The sequence below is a fragment of the Candidatus Zixiibacteriota bacterium genome (assembly GCA_029860345.1).
In the GTDB taxonomy this organism is placed as follows: domain Bacteria; phylum Zixibacteria; class MSB-5A5; order GN15; family FEB-12; genus JAJRTA01.
On the sequence record JAOUBJ010000010.1, the window covers coordinates 19,621 to 41,638 of the forward strand.

The 22,018-nt window shown below is 54.4% G+C and carries 16 protein-coding genes; 2 read left to right on the forward strand and 14 right to left on the reverse strand.

Translation table 11 applies throughout. The features are described from left to right. Window positions 1-126: 126 nt before the first annotated feature. The 14 genes from OEV49_11100 to serS all read right to left on the reverse strand — a co-directional run bounded on the left by OEV49_11100 (window position 127) and on the right by serS (window position 18,483). Complete coding sequence (locus tag OEV49_11100; protein ID MDH3891620.1) at window positions 127-2,238, reverse strand: M6 family metalloprotease domain-containing protein; 2,112 nt, start codon at window positions 2,236-2,238, stop codon at window positions 127-129. Between the two features lie 241 nt (window positions 2,239-2,479). Continuing rightward, a complete protein-coding gene (locus OEV49_11105) occupies window positions 2,480-2,920 on the reverse strand; it encodes a hypothetical protein (protein MDH3891621.1) in 441 nt (146 codons plus the stop codon). Window positions 2,921-3,251: 331 nt separating this feature from the next. Continuing rightward, window positions 3,252-4,691, reverse strand: coding sequence for a sigma-54 dependent transcriptional regulator (locus OEV49_11110; protein MDH3891622.1), 1,440 nt, complete (start codon window positions 4,689-4,691; stop codon window positions 3,252-3,254). A gap of 396 nt (window positions 4,692-5,087) precedes the next feature. Beyond that, window positions 5,088-6,560, reverse strand: a complete 1,473-nt coding sequence (locus OEV49_11115; GenBank protein ID MDH3891623.1) for a tetratricopeptide repeat protein — start codon at window positions 6,558-6,560, stop codon at window positions 5,088-5,090. Between the two features lie 560 nt (window positions 6,561-7,120). Next, window positions 7,121-9,259: a GAF domain-containing protein gene (locus OEV49_11120; GenBank protein MDH3891624.1), complete on the reverse strand. Its 2,139-nt coding sequence runs from the start codon at window positions 9,257-9,259 to the stop codon at window positions 7,121-7,123. Then, window positions 9,243-10,592 (reverse strand): ATP-binding protein, encoded by a 1,350-nt coding sequence (locus tag OEV49_11125; GenBank protein MDH3891625.1) that lies wholly within the window; start codon window positions 10,590-10,592, stop codon window positions 9,243-9,245. Before OEV49_11125 ends, OEV49_11120 begins: the two co-directional genes overlap by 17 nt. 65 nt (window positions 10,593-10,657) lie before the next feature. Beyond that, the gene (locus tag OEV49_11130; protein MDH3891626.1) at window positions 10,658-11,926 is read right to left on the reverse strand and encodes a bifunctional folylpolyglutamate synthase/dihydrofolate synthase; all 1,269 of its coding nucleotides are present in this window, start codon (window positions 11,924-11,926) and stop codon (window positions 10,658-10,660) included. Between the two features lie 2 nt (window positions 11,927-11,928). After that, window positions 11,929-12,771 carry an acetyl-CoA carboxylase, carboxyltransferase subunit beta gene (accD, locus tag OEV49_11135; GenBank protein ID MDH3891627.1) on the reverse strand — a complete coding sequence of 281 codons (843 nt, stop codon included), beginning with the start codon at window positions 12,769-12,771 and terminating at the stop codon, window positions 11,929-11,931. A gap of 22 nt (window positions 12,772-12,793) precedes the next feature. Next, window positions 12,794-13,282: a ribosomal protein S18-alanine N-acetyltransferase gene (gene rimI / locus OEV49_11140; protein ID MDH3891628.1), complete on the reverse strand. Its 489-nt coding sequence runs from the start codon at window positions 13,280-13,282 to the stop codon at window positions 12,794-12,796. Beyond that, entirely contained in the window at window positions 13,260-13,943 is a 684-nt protein-coding gene (tsaB, locus tag OEV49_11145; protein ID MDH3891629.1) for a tRNA (adenosine(37)-N6)-threonylcarbamoyltransferase complex dimerization subunit type 1 TsaB, read from the reverse strand. Before tsaB ends, rimI begins: the two co-directional genes overlap by 23 nt. Further along, the gene (gene tsaE / locus OEV49_11150; GenBank protein MDH3891630.1) at window positions 13,943-14,377 is read right to left on the reverse strand and encodes a tRNA (adenosine(37)-N6)-threonylcarbamoyltransferase complex ATPase subunit type 1 TsaE; all 435 of its coding nucleotides are present in this window, start codon (window positions 14,375-14,377) and stop codon (window positions 13,943-13,945) included. Before tsaE ends, tsaB begins: the two co-directional genes overlap by 1 nt. A 4-nt stretch (window positions 14,378-14,381) precedes the next feature. Next, entirely contained in the window at window positions 14,382-15,941 is a 1,560-nt protein-coding gene (locus tag OEV49_11155; protein MDH3891631.1) for a bifunctional response regulator/alkaline phosphatase family protein, read from the reverse strand. Between the two features lie 17 nt (window positions 15,942-15,958). Continuing rightward, window positions 15,959-17,218, reverse strand: coding sequence for a HAMP domain-containing histidine kinase (locus OEV49_11160; protein MDH3891632.1), 1,260 nt, complete (start codon window positions 17,216-17,218; stop codon window positions 15,959-15,961). After that, window positions 17,218-18,483 carry a serine--tRNA ligase gene (serS, locus tag OEV49_11165; protein ID MDH3891633.1) on the reverse strand — a complete coding sequence of 422 codons (1,266 nt, stop codon included), beginning with the start codon at window positions 18,481-18,483 and terminating at the stop codon, window positions 17,218-17,220. The genes OEV49_11160 and serS overlap by 1 nt, the downstream gene beginning before the upstream one ends. Window positions 18,484-19,288: 805 nt before the next feature. On the opposite strand from serS, the gene OEV49_11170 reads away from it, so the two are divergent. Continuing rightward, on the forward strand, window positions 19,289-19,603 hold the full coding sequence (locus tag OEV49_11170) for an RNA-binding protein (protein ID MDH3891634.1): 315 nt from the start codon (window positions 19,289-19,291) through the stop codon (window positions 19,601-19,603). 433 nt (window positions 19,604-20,036) lie between these two features. Continuing rightward, window positions 20,037-21,908, forward strand: coding sequence for a YCF48-related protein (locus OEV49_11175; GenBank protein ID MDH3891635.1), 1,872 nt, complete (start codon window positions 20,037-20,039; stop codon window positions 21,906-21,908). Window positions 21,909-22,018 lie beyond the last annotated feature (110 nt).

Consider the following 22,018-nt stretch of genomic DNA (forward strand, 5'->3'; position numbering starts at 1 on the left):
TCGAATCCTGCCCTTCGACTGCGCTCAGGGCGGTCCTTCGGACCAGTGGTTTCGACCTACCCAACCAGAGAGCGATTCATCGCAACGTGATGTATCACCGCGAAGCGCAAAAAACAGGATTGCCTGCTACAAACAGGCCACCGGCGCCGGTCCATCGTTGAACATAAAGTCGACGACATACACCAAATCAGCGATATCAATCTCACCACTACCGTCCATGTCGGCCTCACCCGTACACGGCGGCACCGGTCCGTCGTTGAACATAAAGTCAACGAGATAGACCAAATCGGCGATATCGATTCCACCGACATTGTCGACGTTACCTCTCAGCTGGCAGCACAGCGCATCGCACACATCGCCGATACCGTCATTGTCTTGATCGGCCTGGTTCAGATTGGTAGAGTCGGGACAGTTGTCGCACAAATCGCCCAGGAAGTCACTGTCGGAGTTCTGCTGATCGGGATTGTGGGTCTCGACACAGTTGTCGCAGTAATCACCGACATCATCGCTATCGTGGTCTTCCTGAGCCGGGTTACCATCATTGACGCAATTGTCGCAACTGTCACCGACGTTGTCCGCATCCAGATCGCTCTGATCAGCGTTGGCCAGCAGCGGACAGTTGTCACACAGATCGCCGACATCATCGCCGTCGGCATCAAGCTGATCGGGATTGGCGGTGTTGGGACAGTTGTCATCGAGATCAGACACGCCGTCATCGTCGGCGTCGAAAAAGAGCGGGTTGTAAACATGAACAGCCAGTTGATCTCCGTCGCGACTCAGCACCTCGACTATGATGCCGGTGGGTCCGGAGTAACCGTCGCTCGACGGCGTCGTCCCGGGTCCAAAAATAGACTTACCAGGTACTTCGTTCGTAAAAGGAGCGCCGATCCTGGTTTCGTAGGGATACCACCAGTCGGCGCTGTCACTCAGTACGCCGCCGGGGTTGTTGGTGTAGTCCATCGATGGATTGTACCCTGCGTCTTCCAGAGCTACCATGTAGTTAGGGAAGTCCGGCCAGCCATCGTTGGTCATATACCAGTGAACTGAGTCGTGAACATGGGTAATGATCAGCCCGCTGTTCAGAGTGTCGGCCCCGAACGACAGGTCGGGCCAGAGCCAGACAGAATAATCGCCATCGAAATGGTCAAACTGGGCTGTCGATTGAGCGTTGCGATACTCAAGCAGAAAGTACTCACCTTCTGCAACATCAATCGGAAGTTTGAACAGCGAGTTGTTTTGATGGGTCTCTATGTCGTTCATGATTATCGTCGTATCGACACCTTCGAGTACAATCGGTTCGTTGTAGCCCAGCTTGGCTTTGCACCAACCGCTGAGATGCGGCACCGTTTTGCCGCGATGCATCTTCTGGTATCCCCCGTAGGCCATGATGCAATAGTTGACCATGGGGTGGTCATTGGCATCATTCGGAGTGGTATAAGTACTCAGGTCCAGCTTGGCGTCGTAATCATAAAGGTCCGGCAGTCCCATGTTATGTGTCAGTTCATGAGCAAAGACCCTGATGGCGTTGAGGCTGTCTTCGCCTGAGTAGAAAATCGGAAAGGTGGTGTCCCTCAATGGCTGCAACTCAGGCGATGTATTCCACCTGGTAACATACATGCCCCCGTCGAAAGGCCCCGGCGCATTCTGTGCACTGTAGCCGGTGGCAAAAGACCAGATGTCCGTCGGGTCATGACTGTCTTCCTGACCGGTGCCGGACCGGACGATGACAACCGCGTCGACATAACCGTCATTGTTGCCGTCATACTGCGAATAGTCGATCGCAGTGTCCAGCGAGTATATTATGTCGGTGACGAACTCGTAGAGATTGAAATTGCCACCGCTGTAAGACCCACCGTTCACCCAGCCGTAGCAATCACCGTCGACCGCCTGTGTGCCGTATGAGACCTCATCGAAAAAGTCCGCCATCGATCCGGACGCCCACTCGTTGCGCGAGAACAGAAGGGTATCCATAGTCTCTTTCGAGTAGGTTGCCGGGCGGTCATCCCAGTCGACCAGTATTGCCACCACTTTGACCGTATCGCCATCGAAACGGAATGATTCGATTTCCTGACGCTCAGTTCTGCTCAGCAGCGAGGTTGGGTCACCGCCGAGGGTCTTGGCGAATTCGCTCGGTGGTAGATCATGAATCAGCGCCGGACGGATTTTCTCGGCGCTTGAGGAAGCGACCAGCAGACCGGTGCAAAGAAGTGACAGAGAGATGGCTTTGACGAATTTCACGGTGGGACCTCCTGGTTTGTCTTCGGCCGCCATCCTGCCGCAAGGTTTGTACTGGGCGGCTTGGTGACGGATCGCAACGGATGTAACTTGCTGTAAATATACCGTAAAAGCTCCACACGGCAAGGTGTAATCGGCCAGGAACAGGGATGATGCGGACCAGTTGGGTTTTGTAGAGAAAAAGCGGCCGCCCGAGGGGCAGGGCGGCCGCTTTGGAAATGGGAGGTATAAAAAACAGGGGTCTTTAGTTGTTGGTCTCCAAGGGCGCGATGTCACTGAGCATTTGCTGAACGGTACGCGCTCCGGCAGCATCCGGAAACGACGCCATCTCCAAAGGGATGACATGATCGCCGGAATCTGAGCTAACCGACTGAAAACTGCTGCGGATTATCTCGGCCACACGACGGCCGGCTACTTCGGCCCCCTGGCGCGGCGTTTCCGGCAGCAAAACAGCCACTTTCCCGGTTTCGACTAAAGCCGTATAATCGACCGAACGGGTATTGCCGGTGACCAAATCGACCAGCTTAGCCAGATCGGCAATCTCGCCTCCACCAGAATCGGCCTCGATCGAATTGAGATCAAGTACTATCAGGGAAACGAATATCCTGTAGCGCTCAGCGCGTTGAAGTTCTCTTCCAACACGTTCCACAAACGGCTTTACATCGGCTGCTGTTGTCATGTTCATAATTCTATCCGCCGTCTGTCTTCTGCGACAAACTACTGTTCAATCCTTGTACAGCAAGATTCATTCCGCTATCGACTATCGACGCTAATCTGTGGATAACCTATTTCAACCATGACCGGAAGGACCCTTTTGCCCTTGTTAGCCAATGCAATACAAGCAATCCGGGTACAAACTTTGTCAACAGGGCTGCGCCAAATATGGACCCTCACTTTCCGCGAGGCGCATTCAAATGCACAAAAATTGCACACTTTTTGACATGGCACGACTATGGACAAGCCAGGATCGGCCTTGACCGAAAAGTCTCAAATACTGTGGCAACCTTAGGAAGAATCTACTTGGTGGCGTTGAGATTGTAATCTTTGATTTTGTAAAGGAGCGAGCGGTAGCTGATCTCCAGCATTTCCGCGGCTCTTCGGCGGTTCCAGTTGGTTTTGGTAAGCACTTCGCCGATCAGCTTCTTCTCTTCGTCGGCAATGATTTTCCCAATCCTGTGTTTGAGCGAGTATCCCTGATCGGCCGAAGACGAAACACCGGCCATCTCGGGCACCAGGGACGGCACAGCTGTTTCCGAACCGGGTGAGCCGATTGTCTGATGGGCAGTGGCTGCTATCAGATCGGTGACGATTGACTCATCTTCGCGGACCACCACCTGTTTGATCATGTTTTCCAACTGGCGTACATTGCCCGGCCAGCCGAAAGACGTCAACTGATTGATGGTCTCCGAAGACAGATGCGTGATCTCTTTTTTGTACAAGGCGGTGTACTTATCCAGGAAATGATTGACCAGAAGCGGTATATCCTCCGGTCGCACTCTCAGAGGCGGCAGAAACAGCGTGATCTCATTAAGACGGTAGAACAGATCATCGCGGAATCCCCGTTCTTTGATAGCTACCTCGAGATCGCGGTTGGTGGCGCAGATGATTCGGACATCGACATGGATATTACTGATCCCGCCGACCCGCACGAATTCTTGCTGTTCCAGCACCTGCAACAGCTTCGACTGTAACTCCATCGACATGTCACCGATTTCGTCGAGGAAAATAGTGCCCTTATCGGCCACTTCAAAACGACCCTGTTTGGTCTTATGGGCGCCGGTAAAGGCTCCCTTCTCGTAGCCAAACAGCTCCGCCTCCAAAAGATCGCGGGGTATCGCGGCGCAGTTGACCTTGATAAACGGACGGTCGGCCCGCCGGGATAGCTGATGCAACGAACGGGCGGCTATTTCCTTGCCGGTACCGGACTCGCCGCGGATCAGCACGGTCAACTCCGAATCGGAGACTTGCTCGATCACCGATTTTACTTTCAGCATCGCGCCGGAATCGCCCACAAAGCCTGAGTAGGCGTCGTCTCTGGACTGAAGCTCGGTTTTGAGTTCGCGTACTTCGGTTTTCAGACGACTGCGCTCCAGGACACCATTGATATGAATCTCGATTTCCTGAACATCGAACGGCTTATTGATAAATTCAGCGGCACCGAGCTTGACCGAATCGACTACGTACTGCGTATCACCGTGGCCGGATACCATAATTACTTCGGGGCGGCTGTCGGCTTTGTTGAGCCGTTCGAGTACTTCCAGCCCGCTCATTCCGGGCATTTTGATATCCAGCAAGATCAAGTCGGGCGTCTCGGTTGAGACCATCTGGATACCTTCGATACCGTCGCGGGCCGAGATAAACTCAAACCGCTTGGAGAGTCCTTCTTGCAGTATCCAGGAGACTTTGGGGTCGTCGTCGATGACGAGTATTTTGATTTTTTCTTTACTCTTGGCCATAGTATAAAGTCGCTATCTGCCTGAATTATCGGCAAAAGCGGCTCTTAATCAAGTCCCATTTACGTTTTTCTTGCTTATTTCCCGCAAAACTCTGCAAATGGCCGGAATGAACAGCGTGTGACCCCTCTTTGTCATTCTGGCGAAGGCCAGAATCCAGTTTTTCAGGTAGGTCGAAACCCCTGCCCCGAAGGGGTCGCGAAGCGAGGTTTCGACATTAGCCATGCTTCGACCCCGCTCAGCATGAGGTTGGACCGTCCGGCGCATTGGAAATGGGTTCGTTTTGGCCCTTTTCAAGTTTGCATATTGTCTTTTCCCGCTTTTTTGAGGAATCACCGACCTGCAACAGACCCCTTCCGCAAGAGTACCGTAGCGGTGCTTTGCGAGTAACAGGTAGGATTATTGTGTGGAGTCGAAGGGTGGCGGCGTCTGAGACCCAACCAACTCGTTAATAAACTCCATGATCAGCCGCCGCAGCTCGATGGTTAATGAATCGCCCGGAGCGTATTTCAGGGAGCTGTCACAACTGTTGAGCGCCTCCTCAAACCGAAGAAGAATGGCTAGAGAAGTGGCTCGGCCCGTCCAGGCTTTGTCTTGTTCAGGATCGGAAGCCAATGCGCTATCGAAACTGGCAATCGCTTCCTCGTGACGATCGAGCATGACCAGACCGTGACCGCGGCTGCGCCAGGCTTCACGAAAGTCAGGCTGGTAAGCCAGAGCGCTGTCGTAACTGGCGATTGCTTCCTCGTAACGTTCCAGTTCGTTCAGGTCACGACCCCGGGCGAACCAAGCCTTATCGAGACTAGGTTCAAGGGATAGGGCATTATCGTAACTGGCGACCGCTTCTTCGTAAAGGTCAAGGGCACCGAGAGCACGGCCACGGCTGTACCAGGCATCGCTGCGGTTGTGTTTGTAGGCCAGTGCACTGTCATAACTGGCAATAGCTTCTATGTAACGATCGAGTTTGCCCAGCGCGATACCCCGGTTGTACCACGCTCCATGATCGTCACGCTCATAGAACAGAGCGCTATCGAAACTGGCAATTGCTTCCTCGCCGCGTCCGAGTTCGGCCAACGGGATGCCGCGATTGCTCCAAGCTTTAACCATGTCTGGTTTGTAAGCCAATGCACTGTCAAAACTGGCAATAGCTTCCTCGTGACGATCAAGTCTGCCGAGAGCAACACCGCGGTTGTTCCAGGCATTATGGTCGTCTGGTTGGTAAGCCACAGCACTATCGGCGCTAGCGATGGCTTCTTCGTGAAAACCGAGGTTATTGAGCGTACTACCGCGGTTGGTCCAGGCAACATGTGACTGTGGACTGTATGTGACGCAACTGTCGAAGCAGTTGAGCGCGAGCGTGTTCTCCCCTAGCTTGGAGAACGCAACCCCCTTGTAGAAAAACACCTCAAATCGCTGGCTCAGGTCTTCGCCTGCCGCTGTGAGTGCATAGCCGAGATGAGTTAGCGCCTCATGATACTCTTCCAAACCGATAGCCACTTTGCCACTGTCGAGCGCCGTTTTGACGATCCCCTCCAGGCACTCCGCCTGCTCATAGGCGAGGGCTTGGCATTCGGGATCAGGATCTGCTTGACCTGCCGATTTCTTAATGAGCGCTTCAAGGCTGTCCATTTTGCAGGTCATCTCGTTACCGAGGCTGTCAACTTTGCCAGATATGATGGTGTCTACATCGGCTGGGGTAGCGGGTTTATCCGATGGCCAGAAGCCCACGAAGGCTATCAGCACGCCGATGGCTTCCACGACTATTCCCAGAATAATGCCGCGCCGCGCCGGCCACTTACGCAGTTTACCTATCTTGATGACCAAACCGGCCACGGCAGTCGTAAAGAGCAGAATCGATATGATCAATCCCAAACGTCGACCTCCTACCCTGCAGTATAGCGGACGGCGAGGACAGGGACAATGCCTAAGTTCACTGTGCGCCATGACTCACGCAAATACACCACCAACTCCCCCTAAAGTGCGCCCACGCAACCATCCATAAGGAGCAGGAAATGGATACCAGTACAAAGCAATCCGCCGCACCCCACACCGCCAAACCGGTCCAGCCTCGTAATCACCATCGATTCTATTTCCCCAGAACAAAAAACACGCCAGACGAACCCATTTGCTCAGGGGGGCTGGCCGGAAAAACGTTTTTCCGTAAAACGAACCCATTTCCCCCGTGGCGCACGAGGATGTACACCACGCACGAAAAACTCGGCCTGACCTGAAACCCGGACGAACGTCCGGGCCACCCAAATACTGAAGGCAACGGCTATTTTCTTCATCCCCTCTTGAGAGGGGAGGCCCCGCCGAAGGCGAGGACGGGGTGTGTTCTTCGAAAGGAGATGCGGATAATAGAACTATCGATCAGTCATTAAGAACTCCCACAGCAAGCTGTGGGGCACCCATTCATGGGCAGGCAAGCCTGTTTATGTCTGATACGGGAAATAGAGCGTAAAGGTAGAGCCGTCGCCGTCGGTCGAAGCAACCGATAAAGTGCCGTTGTGCGCCGAGATGATCCGTTCCACCACGGCCAGACCCAGCCCGGTGCCGGTCTCTTTACTGGTATAGTAGCGGTCGAAAACTTTGGACAGGTTCTCTTTGCGGATACCTATCCCGGTGTCGATAATTTTGATCGCAAGATAATCGGTCTTCTTATGCTCCGGCTGTTCGATCATACCCTTGACCGACAAGGTGCCACCCTCGGGCATGGCATCGATCGCATTCATAAACAGATTCAACAACGCTTCCATGATCTGGTTGCGATTGACAATCTGCTCCCAGTTGGCCTTGGCGAAATGCGAATTGAAACCGACCTTGCTCTTTTTCAAGTCCGGCCCGACCAATTCGGCGGCCCGCTTGACCACCACGCGCAGGTCCACTTTTTCTGTAGCGTACTTGTTGGGGTTGGAAAAGTCGACCAGCTCGCGGACCAGTTCGTTCATGCGATGAATCTCGCCCTCGACCATCTTCATAAACTCGGCTTCCTGAACCTGCGGCCAGCGTTTCTTGATGATTTGAAGACCGCCTTTGATCGAGGTCAGCGGTTTGCGCAAATCGTGCGAGATTTCACTGATCATGTTGCCCATAGTCAACAGCCGGGTGGCGTTCAAAAGGGACTTTTCCCGCTCAAACAACAAAGCCGCCTGTGAGATGACCAGTTTGGCCAGCGAGATATCCTCGACACTGTATGGCGACTCGGATTCGGCGCCCACACAAAACAGATGGGCCAGTTCGCCGTACTTGATGATCGGTACGGCCATGAAAGCAGCTTTTGGATCAGGGAGGTGATCGTTTTTGGCCAGGGCTTCGGCCACTTGCGAAGAAATCTCGGCCACGTTGCTTAGATCCATTGTTTCAAGGTCCATCTGGGTCAATGAGACGGTGTCGCGGTTGACCCTGGCCAGGTCAATGCCGCCCGAGTCGGTCAGCGGAATCTTCTCGGTGCCGGACGCGCCGCCCAGCACCAGCGTGCGGTTGTACGAATCCCAGTCGAACCACAGACCGTAGTCGGCCGGGAAGACCCGTTTGAGCTTATCGGTAAGAATCGACCGGAACTGGTTGAGCGATTGAATCTGCGGTAGTTCGCCGGCCACTTCGTGCAAAAGCTCGAACTCCACCAGCCGTCGTCGATTTTTCTCGAACTGGTTGGCATCATCGACGGCCACGGCCGCCTGGGCGGCGAAAGTGGTCAGCAGTTTCAGGTCGTTTTCATCGAAAACGCCGCCGTCCTCTTTGTTGGCCATGTTGATGACCCCGATGACGCGACCCTTTATTACCAACGGCGCGCACAACAACGACGCCGCACCGTACCGTTCACGATTGATGCGGCCAAACTGTTGGTGCGACTCTACATCCTCGATCATCAACGGCTCGCCGGTCTTGGCCACATGTCCGGCAATCGATGTACCCACCGGCAACCGGGTCTTGGCCACCACCGAAGGCTCCAGCCCGATGGCCGCTTCTATGGTCATCGTCTCGCCGTTCTCCTCAAGTAACATGATCGATCCCACTTTGGCTTCGGTAACCGACGAGGCCAGGACGACAATTTGTCTGAGCAACTCCTGGAGGTTGGCCGTTGAACCGATCGATTTGCCTGCTTCATAGAGCGCGTTGAGTTCGTTGATACGCCGCTCCTGGAGCATGGTGGAGATTTTCAGCCGTTCCAGGAGGCTCCGTCTGTCGAGGATTGAACTCCGTCGTTCGAGAGCACGCCTGACCGCCAACTGGAGCTTGGCGAACTCGATCGGCTTCATCAGGTAGTCGTAGGCGCCGCGAGCCACCGCCTCGACCGCCGAGTCCAGAGCTGCATAACCGGTCATAAGGATGACCGGGATTTCCTCGTCGACTTCCTTGACGATGCTGAGTAAGCCGATGCCGTCAAGTTTGGGCATTTTGATGTCGGTGATTACCAGATCGGTTTTGTGTTTGCGGATCGCCTCAGCCGCAGCCGGGGATTCCTGATATGCGTCAACTTCGTAACCGTCGCCGGTAAGCAGCTTTGTCAACGAGTCGCACATGCGCTTCTCGTCGTCGACCAAGATTATTCTTTCAGCAGTCTTTTGCATTCTGATCCTGGTTGTCATCGCCGGCGGCCGGCAGGTCGATCTGGAAACAGCCACCGACGTCTGTGTTCCTATAGGTTATCGACCCACGATGCCTTTTAATTATACCATAGCAAACCGAAAGCCCCAGGCCGGTCCCCTTGCCGGGTTCTTTGGTGGTGAAAAACGGTTCGAAAATCCTGGGGATCAGTTCGGACTGAATCCCCGGTCCGGTATCGCAAAAAGTGACTTGGACATGCTTCGGCGAAGTTCGAATGGCGACCTCCAGACGCCCGCCCGCCTGCATCATGTCAACGGCGTTGATAATGATGTTCAAGAACACCTGTTTGAGATTCTCGGGTACACCGCTCACTTCGGGGCAGTCGCAGCTTAAGTCTCTCACTACTTCAATGTTGCTCGAAGTGAGTTTTCTGTCCATCAGTTGCAGGACCTTTTCGATTAGGCGACAGACATCGACCGGCACATATTTTAGTCCGCGCGGGCGATGGAAATCAAGAAGTTGTCTGACGATGCCCGCAATCCGGTCGATCTCCTCGCTGACTACATCGACATACGAGGTTGCTTCGACATTGTACGACTCTGCCCGCCTGATCAATTGCAGATAGTTCTTGATAATGCCGAGCGGGTTATTAATTTCATGCGCAACTTTGGCCGACATTTCGCCCAGAGCCGCAACGCGCTCCGTCTGCACCAGCTGTTCCTGGGCTTCTCGTAACTGACGGGTGGCCATCTTTTCGGCCGCATAAAGGCGTGCGTTTTCAATTGCCACCGATATCTGGCTGCCGAGCACGGACAAAAACTCAATGTCGTCCATCTCAAACATGCGGTCGGAAATCTTGTCGGAAATGACGAAAACTCCGGTCAGTTTCGATTGATATAGCAGCGGAACAACCAGCCCGGGATGGAATCCTTCCAAAATGAGCTTTTCATCCTGCTGAGCTGTTTTGTCGATCAGTTCGCCTGTGGGCAACGGACGGTTGAGACTGGCAAGATAGGACAACAGCGAAGAACCGGCGGTGAACGAGCGATGCTGGTTGGCTGAATAGTTGGCGCCCCTGGCCTTGGCCTGGACCAGTCGGGTGGGGTCTTCCTCCGCCGGCAGATAGATAGCCGCCCTGGATGCGCCTACCTGGGCCAGGGCCGTCAGGATGAAGGTGTCCAGCAGCGTGTCGTAATCAAGGACGGAATTGAAATTGCGACTGATCTCAAATACAGTATAAAGGTCAAAAATCTTTCGCTTCAGCTGCCGGTTGGTCCCGGTCAGGGAAGCGACTTTTTCGGCGAACTCCTCAAGCTTCAGAACCTCACGAGCTGTGGAAGAAGGGTCGTTCTTCACAGCTTGGTTCGCCTTGGGCACAGAAGATGAGCTGTCCTTTTTCTTGTTAATGTCGGCGCACATGGCTATTTGAGTTTCTCAAGGTACTCCCCGACCAGATAATGGGAGCCGGCAACAACTATAGTATCGTCAGGCCGGCACCTTTTCACAAGGCGCTGGAACGCCGAAACAAGACTGCCGGACTGATAGACCGGTACACCGGAAAAGTCCACTCCACTGGTCAACTCATCAAGATCAGCCCGGCGTCTGGTCTTTAGGGGTACCAGGTGGAACTCAAGGGCGATCTGATTCAGCAGGCGGAACATCTCCCGATGGGGTTTGCGCTGGACAAAGCCGGTTATTATGTGCGCTTTTCGCCCTTTGAAGCGAGCCCCGAAAGTCTTTACAAAGGCTGCGACGCCGGCTGCATTGTGACAGACATCTAAAACAACGGTCGGTTGGCCACGGCGTTTGAGTACTTGAAACCGGCCCGGCCATTGGACCTGTCTCAGACCCTTTCGCATGGCCTCAACAGGAATGGAGATGCCGAGTTTGTCGATTATGCTCAGCGCTTTCAGGGCCAGCGCGGCGTTGGTAAGCTGATGGTGACCGGCCAGCGCGGTGGACAGTTTTGTCAGGCGCCATCCGTTGGCTTGAAAATCGAAACTTAGCTCTGACGGGTGGGTCTTGAAATCCGAACTGGTCAAACGGTGCATCGGTGCGCCCAGTTCTTTGCAGCGCCGTTGAATCTCCAGGCGAGCAATGTCCGGCAAGAGGCTGATCAGGTGAGCAGCGGAGGGCTTAATGATTCCGGCTTTTTCGTAGGCGATCTTTCTGAGCGAAGTGCCGAGGATTTCGGTGTGGTCGCGGCTGATATCGGTAGTTATTGTCAGGATCGGCGCCAAAACATTGGTGGCGTCGAGCCGACCGCCCAGTCCGGTCTCGATCACGGCCAGGTCGACCCGGGCCCGTTTGAAATAATCTAAGGCCATGGCTGTGATCAGCTCGAAAAACGACAACTTGCGGCGGGCCAGTTCGCGTCGGTGGCGGTCGATAAAAGCCGTTACTGAACGTCGTGGAATCATACGACCATCCACCCGCATTCTCTCGCGAAGAGTGACCAGGTGCGGGGAGGTGAACAGTCCGGTTCTGTAACCACTGGTGCCAAGGATGCCGGCTATCATAGCCGCCGTGGAACCTTTGCCGTTGGTTCCGGCCAGATGGATAGTCGGGTAGGCATGCTGCGGTGAGCCGATATCTTCAAGGAACTGCGCGATGTTCTCAAGCCCCAGCTTCATGCCGAAAAACTCCCGAGAGAGAATGAATCTTTCGGCTGAAACATAGCTATGTTCCAACGCTATTTTCTCCACATTGCGCGAAGGAGTTTGACCACGGTGTTGCGCAGGTCCTGGCGGGGGACGATTTTGTCGAGGAATCCTTTTTCGAGAAAGAACTCAGAGGATTGAAATCCCTCCGGAAGGTCCTGGCCGATCGTCTGCTGAATCACCCGCGGTCCGGCGAAACCGAGCAGGGCCTTTGGTTCTGCGATAATCACGTCGCCGAGTGAGGCATACGAGGCCATGACTCCGGCCGTGGTCGGATTGGTCAGAATGGAGATGTAAGGGATACACTTCTCCGACAGGATGGCCAACAGCGCCGACGTTTTGGCCATCTGCATCAGCGAAAGGATACCCTCCTGCATCCGAGCGCCACCGGAGCATGAGACGATAATCAGCGGTACTTCTTGTTCGATAGCCCGCTCGATCGCTCGACCGATTTTCTCTCCGACTACCGAGCCCATCGACCCGCCGATAAACGAAAAATCCATGATTGCAAACGACACCGGGATTTTTTCGATGCCGGCCATACCGGCCGTGACTCCCTCCACCGCACCCGACTTCTGTTGCGCCGCCTTGATGCGGTCGGGATATTTCTTGGAGTCTTTGAACTTGAGCGGGTCTTTTGAGGTCAGGTCCTTATCGTATTCTTCGAGTTTGCCGCCATCGAGCAAAAGACCGATATACTTGCGGCTGGAAATCCGAAAGTGAAAGCTACAGTTGGGACAGACCCACAACAGTTGCTCCATTTTTTTACTGTAGACAATCTCGCCGCACGAGGTGCACTTGGTCCATAACCCTTCCGGGATGTTCTTCTTTTCTTTGGACTCAATGCCGGATTTTGATTTCTTAAACCATTCCATAGTACAGTCACGCTTTTGCGCATCAGTCGCGCTGGTGCTTGTTACCAAGATAGTACACCATCACCTGTGCATCCTCTACCGGGTTTTGGTAGTAGTTGGGACGCCTGTACAACTGATGAAAATCGTGCTTTCTGTAAAAAGCTACGGCTTCGACATTACTGGGCCGCACTTCCAACAGAAGGCATTCACATTTTGCCTCAGTCACGATCCGTAAAATACGGTCAAGGATATGTTTGGCAACCGATTTTCTGCGATACCCTTCGGCCACAGCAATGTTGGTCAGGTGCGCTTCGACGTCGATAATCAAGTAGCACGCATAAGCCACCACCAGGCCGTCGATTTCGGCAACCAGAGCGCCCCATGAAGGTTCGGTCAGGGCTTCGGCAAAGGCACTTATCGACCAGGGATCGGAGAACAATTGTTGCTCCATGCGGCCGACCAGCGGCAGGTCTTCTTCAACCATGGGCCTGATCGTTACCACCGGGTTGTCAGTCTTTTCGGCGTTGCTCATAGCGAATCTCGGCTTGGGACTTCTGGATGTACAGAGGTTCCAGGCTGCTCAGGTCATCAAGGTCGCTGGCCTCAAGCCGGCTCATGCCGATCTCAAGAATATCCGAGGCATCAAACTCAAGACACCATGGCACCGAGGCATCCGACATAGGATTCAAGTGATCCGGCAGCTCAAAGCCAATGGTGGTAACTGAGCGCCCGGCCACAAACTGCTCGAACTGTTCCACTCGGACGGAGCGGACCTGTTCGGGATCAACGCGCCCCCGGCTGAACAGTCCAACAAAACTCTCATCGGCCTTAAACGGCACGACCACGCAAACGTCACTTGAAACCTCGCGCAGTTTGTGACAAGCTATATCAAAGAGCGACACACCGACCACCGGGATACCCAGGGCCTCAGCCATTCCTTTGGCCGCCGCCAGGGATATCCTCAAGCCGGTAAACGAACCGGGACCGATACAGACCACTATAGCATCAATCTGATCGCTCTTCGCTGAGGCGCTGTTCAGCAGGTCCTGGACTTTGCGCATCAACACTTGTCCGTGTGAGGTTCCGACGTTTTCGCTCAGTTTCACAAAACGATCATCGCCGAACTTCAGGGCCAGGTTCATCTGTGATGTCGAAGTGTCGATGGCCAGGATATGTCGGTAGGTTGCGGCCATTATGATTTCACGTGAGTTAGGTTTATCTGCCGTGTCTTTTCATCAATAATCTGAAAGTCCACCAGGTAATAGGCCGGGGGCAAACATTCGGCAGCCTTGTCACCCCACTCAACGACGATCAGACCCCGACGCCCGAGATAATCGTCCCAACCGATTTCGTATAGTTCCGACGGGTCCTGCACTCTATAGAGATCGAAATGAAAAAGCGGACGTTCACCCGGGTATTCGTTGACGACCGTATATGAAGGTGAATTGACAGTTTCTGTATCCAGCCCCAATGCCTCGGCCAGACCGCGCACGAACACCGTTTTGCCGGCGCCCAATTCCCCCTTGAGCACCAGGAGATCTCCGGGTCTCAATAGCGGGACCAGTTTGGAGGCGAGCGCCTGTGTCTCAGTCTCACCGTGCGACACGATTTTTATCTCAAATGTCAACGGCTTACCTCGGTGTCATGACGGCCAGGGGCACGACCATCTCTTCAAGTGAAACACCGCCGTGCTGGAAGGAGTTCATAAACTGACGCACCATCTCGTTGTAGTTGTTGGGATAAACGAAGTAGAAATCTTCCTTGGCGATAATGTAGGTGGTAGCTAAGGTCATCATGGGAAGACGGTATTGCGCCGGTTTCTTGATGAGTATAGAATCCTTCGGGTCGGAGTTGAGGTTGTCGCCGTACTTGTAGCGAAGGTTGGTCGAGGTCGATCGCTTGCCGTGCGCGATGGTGCCTCGCTGGCAGAGTATGGAACCATGGTCGGAGGTCACTATCACGGTAAAATCGCGCGCCGCGAAAGCCTTCAGTATGGTAAACAGCGGCGAGTGGGTGAACCAGCTCTTCATCAAAGAACGAAAGGCGGCATCATCGCCGGCAATCTCCTTCAGAATCATGTTGTTGGACCTACCGTGGGCCAGGATGTCCAGAAAGTTGAACACAAAAGTTACCATCGAACTGTCGTAGAAATCAGCTATCCGTTTGGCCAGAGCTTCTCCCTGAGAGTTGTCATACACTTTGTGATAACGCATCTTGGGCTCGAAGCGCAGACCGTGGCGAGCCAGGTTGTCATGGAAGAAGCGTTCTTCATTGCGATTAAGTGAACCCTCGTCCTGCGAGGAATAATTGTCCGGATGGGCGCGGTGAATGTCATCCGGAAACAGACCCGCAAAAAGAGCATTGCGGGCAAAAGGGGTAGCGCTGGGTAAAATCGAAAAGTACGACTCACGTTGTATATTGTAGAACTCGGCCAGCATCGGCTCCACCAGCATCCACTGGTCCAGACGCATGCAATCGACGACAACAAACAAAACCTTGCGGCCGCTTTTGGCCTCGGGCACAACGTATTTACCGACCACGTCGGGAGAAAGCACCGGGCGCTTGTCGTCCTTGAGCCAGTTGAGATACTGTTTGTCCAGATACTTGGTAAACTCCAGGTTCCACTCCTTGCGGGAACCATCAAGCATCTGCTCAAGGCCGGTGTCCGGATTGTCGTCCAATTCGAGGTTCCACGAGGCCTGTATCCGGGCCGCCTCGTGCCAGTCTTCGGGTTCCAATGCGCCGTACAGTTTCTCGTTGAACCGATTGATCTCGGAGATGTATCGTTTCATCGATGACCCGGTGATGATCTTTTTCGATTCCAGCAGTCGTTTGATCACCAACAGGATTTGTGAGGGGTTGACAGGTTTGACGAGATAGTCGTCGATCTTGGAACCGATTGCGTCGTCCATCAAAGACTCTTCTTCGGACTTGGTTACCATCACCACCGGCAGATGCGGCTGAAGCTCTTTGATTTCTTCAAGCGTGCTCAAGCCGTCCCGCACCGGCATCATTTCATCGAGAAGCACGAGATCGTAGGTATCTTTTTGCACCATGGCAATGGCGTCGTCACCGGACATGGCGGTGGCCATGGCGAACCCTTTCTTTTCCAGAAAGAGGATGTGTGCTTTGAGAGAATCGATCTCATCGTCTACCCATAGAATCTTGCGGCCGGCGGTCGGTTTGTTCATAGTCGTTCCAGTAGTTCTCAGGTTTTGGTTTCGCTGTTGAGCGGCAGGCAAATCTCAAAAGTAGTTTCGCCCGGCTTGGATTTTGTCAAAGATATTTTGCCGCCGTGGTATTCTTCCACGATCCGCTTCACCAATGTCAGTCCCAAGCCCCACCCCCTTTTCTTGGTGGTGAATCCGGCTCTGAAGATTTTTCGTGCCGCCGGTGGCGCAATGCCGGCGCCGTTATCGGTGACCTCAATGACTACTTCATCACCACTGGTGGTCAGCCGTGTGGTCAATTCCACTCGACCGCTGCGAGCCTCGACCGCCTGTAAGGCGTTCTTGACCAGGTTCTCAAGGACCCATCCGAGCAGTTCGGCATTGAAGTTGATCGACGGCAGGTCGCCGGCGTTCAAGACCAGCTTTACGCCCTCACCTTCGTAGGGCAGGCGACGTCGGTAGTACTCAAGGGTGTCCTCGGCCAGTTTGTTTAGGTCGTTTAGCACCAGGTCCGGAGCCGAGCCGATCTGTCCGAACCGGTTGGCCACTTTTTGCAAACGGTCGACATCGGCTGAGATGTTCTCGATAGTGTCGCCAAGCAAAGAACTATCAACACTGCTGGTGTCGACACCACACTCCGAGCGCATCACCTCCAGCCAGCCCATCATTGAAGTAATCGGTGTCCCCAACTGATGCGCCGTCTCTTTGGCCATACCGACCCAGATATGCCGCTCTTCGCTTTTGCGGATGTTCTGAAATCCGATGATCCCGACCAACATGAAAGCTACCACAATGCCTATCTCCACAAACGGCATCATGCGCAACTGATCGATCACCGGCGGGTCGCCATAGCAGAAGTAATTGACATAACCCTGGCCAAAGTGCAGTGGGAACTGGTTCCCCTGAGCGGTCATTCGGTCGGCGATCTTTTTCAACTGCGCTCTGGTGACTGTGGTGGTGTCGGTCAGATCAAGGTCTGGAATATTGCGCCATTGAATCGGCGTGCGGTTGGCATCGAGGACTATTATGGGGAGAGTAGCTTTTAAGATAATCTCTTCAAAAACAAACGGCAACTCTTCACCCGAAGTCGGCGAGTTGGCGGCCAACTGCCAGAGACGGACATACTTCTCCGCCTGCGTGCGGGTGTCGGTCTGAAGCTGACCGATGACATCAAATGTGTACCAGATAAAAATCGCCGATACCACCGCCACCCCACCCAGCAAAAAGACTTTCAGGAAAGTCGATTTGCCGATGTAAAGGGCGTCGATGCGGCGAGAGATTTTTGACTTGCTTGCCATCAGCCTATCTTGTCCGCTCCACCCATGTACGGCCTGAGAACCTCCGGGATGGTGATAGTGCCGTCTGAGTTCTGATAGTTCTCAAGTATGGCGGCGTACAGCCGGGCCAGCGCCTGTCCCGATCCGTTGAGGGTGTGGACGAATTGCACCTTGCGTTCTTCATCGCGGAACCGCGCATTCATCCGACGCGCCTGAAAGTCATCGAACGTCGATACCGAAGAGATTTCGATGTACTTATCAACGCCTGCGCTGTACAGTTCCAGATCATAAGTCCGGGCCGAGGCGAACGACAAATCGCCGCTGGCCAGCACCATCACACGATATGGAATCTTAAGACCTTGCAGCACTTTCTCCGCCTGGCCGAGCAATTTGTCAAACTCCTCAAGAGAGTTCTCGGGTCGACATATATGAACCAGCTCCACCTTGCCGAACTGATGGACCCGAGTCATGCCGCGTGTATCCTTGCCGGCGGCGCCTGCTTCGCGCCGGAAACAGGGGGTGTAACCGACCAGATGGATCGGAAGTTGGGTATGGTCGATGATCTGACCTTTATAGATATTGGTCAAAGACACTTCAGCCGTCGGGATCAGGTAGAGATCGTCCTCGTCCATTTTGTACATGTCATCGGCCAGCTTGGGCAACTGACCGGTGCCGAACATAGTGTCGGCGGTGACCAGAATGGGCGTGGCACACTCGACATAGCCGTCGGCCAGATGCATGTCGAGCATATAATTGTACAGCGCTCGCTCCAACCGCGCACCCATCCCCTTGAGCAGATAAAACATCGATCCGGACAGCCGCGCCGCTGCCTGGAAGTCGATGATTCCCAGTTTCTCGCCGATCTCCCAATGTGGCAGGACATCGAAATCTTGTGCCGGTTTCTCGCCCCAATCGCGCACGAACTTGTTGGATGTTTCATCTTTGCCTACGGGGACATCATCGTGGGGCAGATTGGGCACCCAGCTTAGTTTGGTTTGCAGTTCCTGTTCCAGTTCGCGCAGTTTGCCATCGAACGCGGCGATCTCTTCGCCTACTTTGCGCATGGCGGCGATAGCATCGTCGGCCGGTTCGCCCGCTTTTTTCTTCTTGGCGATTTCGGCAGAGGCTGTGTTGCGTTGGCTTTTTAGCTGTTCGACCTGGCGAATGATTTCGCGTCGGTCTTCATCCAGCTTGACTATCTGGTCGATATCACTCTTGTCGTATTTTTTGGTCAGCCCTTGTTTGACTGTGTCCGGGTTTTCCCGGATGAATCTCATGTCGAGCATAAACGTTCCTGTGTTAGGTTCCTACATTCTTAGTCGTTATTTAGCCACAAGTTCCCTCCCGCGCAACAGAAAACCCACAAGTGGGTCTTTTGGCGCTACGCGGTGATTTATCACCGCGAAGCGCGAGATTGCCGCGTCGGTCACTGCGTTCCCTCCTCGCAATGACCAGCCACCCGTCATGTCATGCCGAGCGGAGCAACCGTAGGTCGAAACCCCTGGTCCGCAGGACCGCCGTAGGCGGGTTTCGACATCCCGCGCGGCGCGGGATTCTTAGGCTTTGTCTTGTGGATGGAGATGTCGAGGTATGGGCGATTGACCCGTAGAGCAGAACCGCTTCTGGTTCTGCCACTCTGACCGCAGGGTCACACCCGCCTCCGGCGTGCAGGACCCTGCGGAACAGTCGCCAAAACCCACCGAGTCTGAAGACTCAGTGGGCACAAGGTTCAAGCCATGTCATGCCGAGCGGAGTCGAGGTATGAACGCGGTCGAAGCATGAGCCATAATCACAGTATTTGTCCCCAAAACCCCCGAATGCGATGGTCTGCACCGCCTTAACAAGCCAATATCGAATGCGAAAAAAGCTCAAATAAGGTGTTGACATCACCAAATCGGTCCGATATACTTAATAGTCAAGAATGGTTTCCGTCGTTGTTTTTTTCTATGATTTGTTTTTCTCAACAAAACTATGAATTAGCTGATTATCGGGACCGACGCGCAATTGTGCGCATTAACGGGTTTATTCCGACTGACGTTTTCCCCGTAGGGTGAGGTTTGTTGTTGGGATGAGCACAAGTGGAGTGTAGAAATGAATATCTACATCGGAAATCTGTCGTTTGATGCGACGGAAGATCAACTACGCCAGGCGTTTGAAGGCTATGGCGAAGTCTCAAGCGTCAATATTATCAAGGACAAGTACACCGGAGAATCCAGAGGATTCGCTTTTGTGGAAATGTCCGGGCAGGACGAAGCTCAGGCCGCTATTGCCGGTCTGAACGGCCAGGATTTGAACGGCCGGGCGCTGAACATTAACGAAGCACGCCCGCGCACCGAAAACCGCGACCGTGGCGGTCGTGGCGGCGGTGGCCGTGGCGGCGGCGGTGGTGGCGGCGGACGCTGGTAAACAGTGGTTTCGCTGCTGATATACAGCAGTTGTCAAAAAATGAAAGAGGTCGGCAAGATGCCGGCCTCTTTTTTTGTGCGCGAAAGGGCTTGTTGAAAAAGCCTCTGTAGCCTGTTGCGGTGGGTTCTGTCCGCCGCGGCCGACGCAAGCGAATTCGTGTGACCCGCCGCCACTGTGTCACATTGAGTTAGGTGTCGGGTCACCACTACGCCTTCGGCGCGTTCAGGACCCGACACAACAAACCACGGACTTTATCAACACTCCCCAGCGGTGCGCTTGCCTTTGAATAAGCCGGAATTGCGCTTCCCAATGCACAAGTCAGGTGCTATATTCGTCTTATAGGAGGAACGGACAGGTCGGACGGAGGAAACGAACTATGACGCAGGGAACCAGGCGTTATAACCTATGGGGCGGATCAAACCGGTGGTGCCGGATGCGATGGCCAGTAGTGTTGGCCTGCTTGGCGGTGCTCGGATGTGAGCGCAGTACGGTCGGCACCGATCAACTGGCCCAGCCGGGCTGGCAGCCGCAACACGCGACCTTTGAGGGCAATCAACTCTATGCCGTGGCTCTGGCCGACAAGAATGTCGGTTGGATCGTCGGCGGTGAAGGGGCCATCCTGCATTCTGAGGATGTCGGCGCCAATTGGAGCTACCAGAGTTCGGGTACGGTCCACGACTTGCGCGGCGTGGCCGCCTTTGATGGCGACACAGCCTGGGTGGTCGGGCAAAAAGGATCGGTACTGCGCACGATCACCGGCGGCCGGGTATGGCTCCCCTGCTTCGTCGGGGTACCAGACCACAACTACAACGCCGTGGCCTATGTTGATGCCCATCATGTCTGGGTGGTCGGAGATACCGGAACGATCATAACAACCTCCGACGGCGGCCGCAGTTGGCGCCAGGTATCCGGGTCAGTGGAGTATAATCTTCGTGGCATCGCCTTTGTTGACAGTCGGCGCGGCACGGTGGTCGGCACCGATGGGACTATCCTTGGTACCAACGACGGCGGTGCTACCTGGGAGGAAGTATCCAGCGGTACCAAGCAGCATTTGTTGTCGGTCTGTTTTTCCGGTGACAAAGGCTGGGCGGTAGGTTCAGGCGGCGCTATAGTATACACAGCCGACGGCGGCGCTGGTTGGTCGCTCCTGGAAAGCCCGGTCGGTGAGGATTTAGTCGATGTGGCTGTTTCCGACCAAGCCGACGTGTGGGCGGTGGGGCGAGGCGGCACGATTCTCTCCTCTTCCGACAGCGAACACAATTGGCAAGTCCAACCCAGCCCCACCAACCGAGACCTGTACGGGTTGTCTGTCAACTCTGGTTCCGGCTGGATCGTAGGCGCCTACACGCTGCTTCGCGCCGCCAACTCAGGCGGCTGGCTGGACAATTCGTCCGGGACATTTCCTCTGGCCACACTTGAGGAAGTTGTTTTTGTAGATGATGACAACGGCTGGGCGGTCGGGTATGGCGGCAGTATCCTTCGCACGGTCGACGGCGGCCACAGTTGGGACTATCAATCGCTGCGCAAGAATTCATGGTTCTACGATGCTCACTTTATCAACAAAGACACCGGCTGGCTGGTCGGTAGCGTGGGGCTGTTCCCTTATGACGGTCTGGTTGTCGGTACCGTTGACGGCGGGCAAAACTGGCAGCCCCAGCCCAGGTTCGACAGTGTCACATTCCGGGGATTGGTATTCGCCGATTCTACCGATGGTTGGATTGTCGGAACGGCCGAGCATGATACGCACCGCGGCATTATCTACCATACCGCCGATGGCGGTCATACCTGGCAGAAACAAGATTCTACGCTTTGGGAGCTATATGATATCGAGTTCGTCTGGTTCTACACCGGCTGGGCGGTTGGCCGTAAAGGGCTGATCGTGCGAACGGTGGACAAGGGTGCGCATTGGAGCTCAGACGGACTCGACACCACCGGCGTGATCGATCATGACGTCACACTGAGGGCTGTAACGTTCATAGACGATAACGTCGGATGGGTGGCGGGTGACGACGGTAGTGTCTATCGCACGCTGGACGGTGGAGTTACCTGGGTGAAGCAGACCACCGGGACGACACACGATCTGGCCGATGTGCTGTTTATCGATGAGCGCACCGGATGGGTAACAGGTATGGACGGATTGATCCTGTACACCTTCAACGGCGGTGCTTATTGGACCATTCAGGGAGGCGGGATGAATCGAAACCTTTCCTGTATTACCTTCATCAATGCTTACAACGGCTGGATCGTCGGCGAGAACGGCACGATACTGAAAACCAGCCTGGGTGGCCGTTGGTACGCGCGGTAGGCCTTGTTAGTCCGTAAAGCCGCACCAACCGGGCAAAAAGGACCAGATAATCCTTGACACGGGAATCCGCTTTCACTAGATTCCTGGTGGACGAGGGTTAGGAATCCAGC

Bases quoted from the DNA above. Each gene is read 5' to 3' on its own strand.
- OEV49_11105 (MDH3891621.1), bottom strand. From the start codon at position 2,920: ATGAACATGACAACAGCAGCCGATGTAAAGCCGTTTGTGGAACGTGTT.
- OEV49_11110 (MDH3891622.1), bottom strand. From the start codon at position 4,691: ATGGCCAAGAGTAAAGAAAAAATCAAAATACTCGTCATCGACGACGAC.
- OEV49_11120 (MDH3891624.1), bottom strand. From the start codon at position 9,259: ATGCAAAAGACTGCTGAAAGAATAATCTTGGTCGACGACGAGAAGCGC.
- accD (MDH3891627.1), bottom strand. From the start codon at position 12,771: ATGGAATGGTTTAAGAAATCAAAATCCGGCATTGAGTCCAAAGAAAAG.
- rimI (MDH3891628.1), bottom strand. From the start codon at position 13,282: ATGAGCAACGCCGAAAAGACTGACAACCCGGTGGTAACGATCAGGCCC.
- tsaB (MDH3891629.1), bottom strand. From the start codon at position 13,943: ATGGCCGCAACCTACCGACATATCCTGGCCATCGACACTTCGACATCA.
- OEV49_11155 (MDH3891631.1), bottom strand. From the start codon at position 15,941: ATGAACAAACCGACCGCCGGCCGCAAGATTCTATGGGTAGACGATGAG.
- OEV49_11160 (MDH3891632.1), bottom strand. From the start codon at position 17,218: ATGGCAAGCAAGTCAAAAATCTCTCGCCGCATCGACGCCCTTTACATC.
- serS (MDH3891633.1), bottom strand. From the start codon at position 18,483: ATGCTCGACATGAGATTCATCCGGGAAAACCCGGACACAGTCAAACAA.
- OEV49_11170 (MDH3891634.1), top strand. From the start codon at position 19,289: ATGAATATCTACATCGGAAATCTGTCGTTTGATGCGACGGAAGATCAA.
- OEV49_11175 (MDH3891635.1), top strand. From the start codon at position 20,037: ATGCGATGGCCAGTAGTGTTGGCCTGCTTGGCGGTGCTCGGATGTGAG.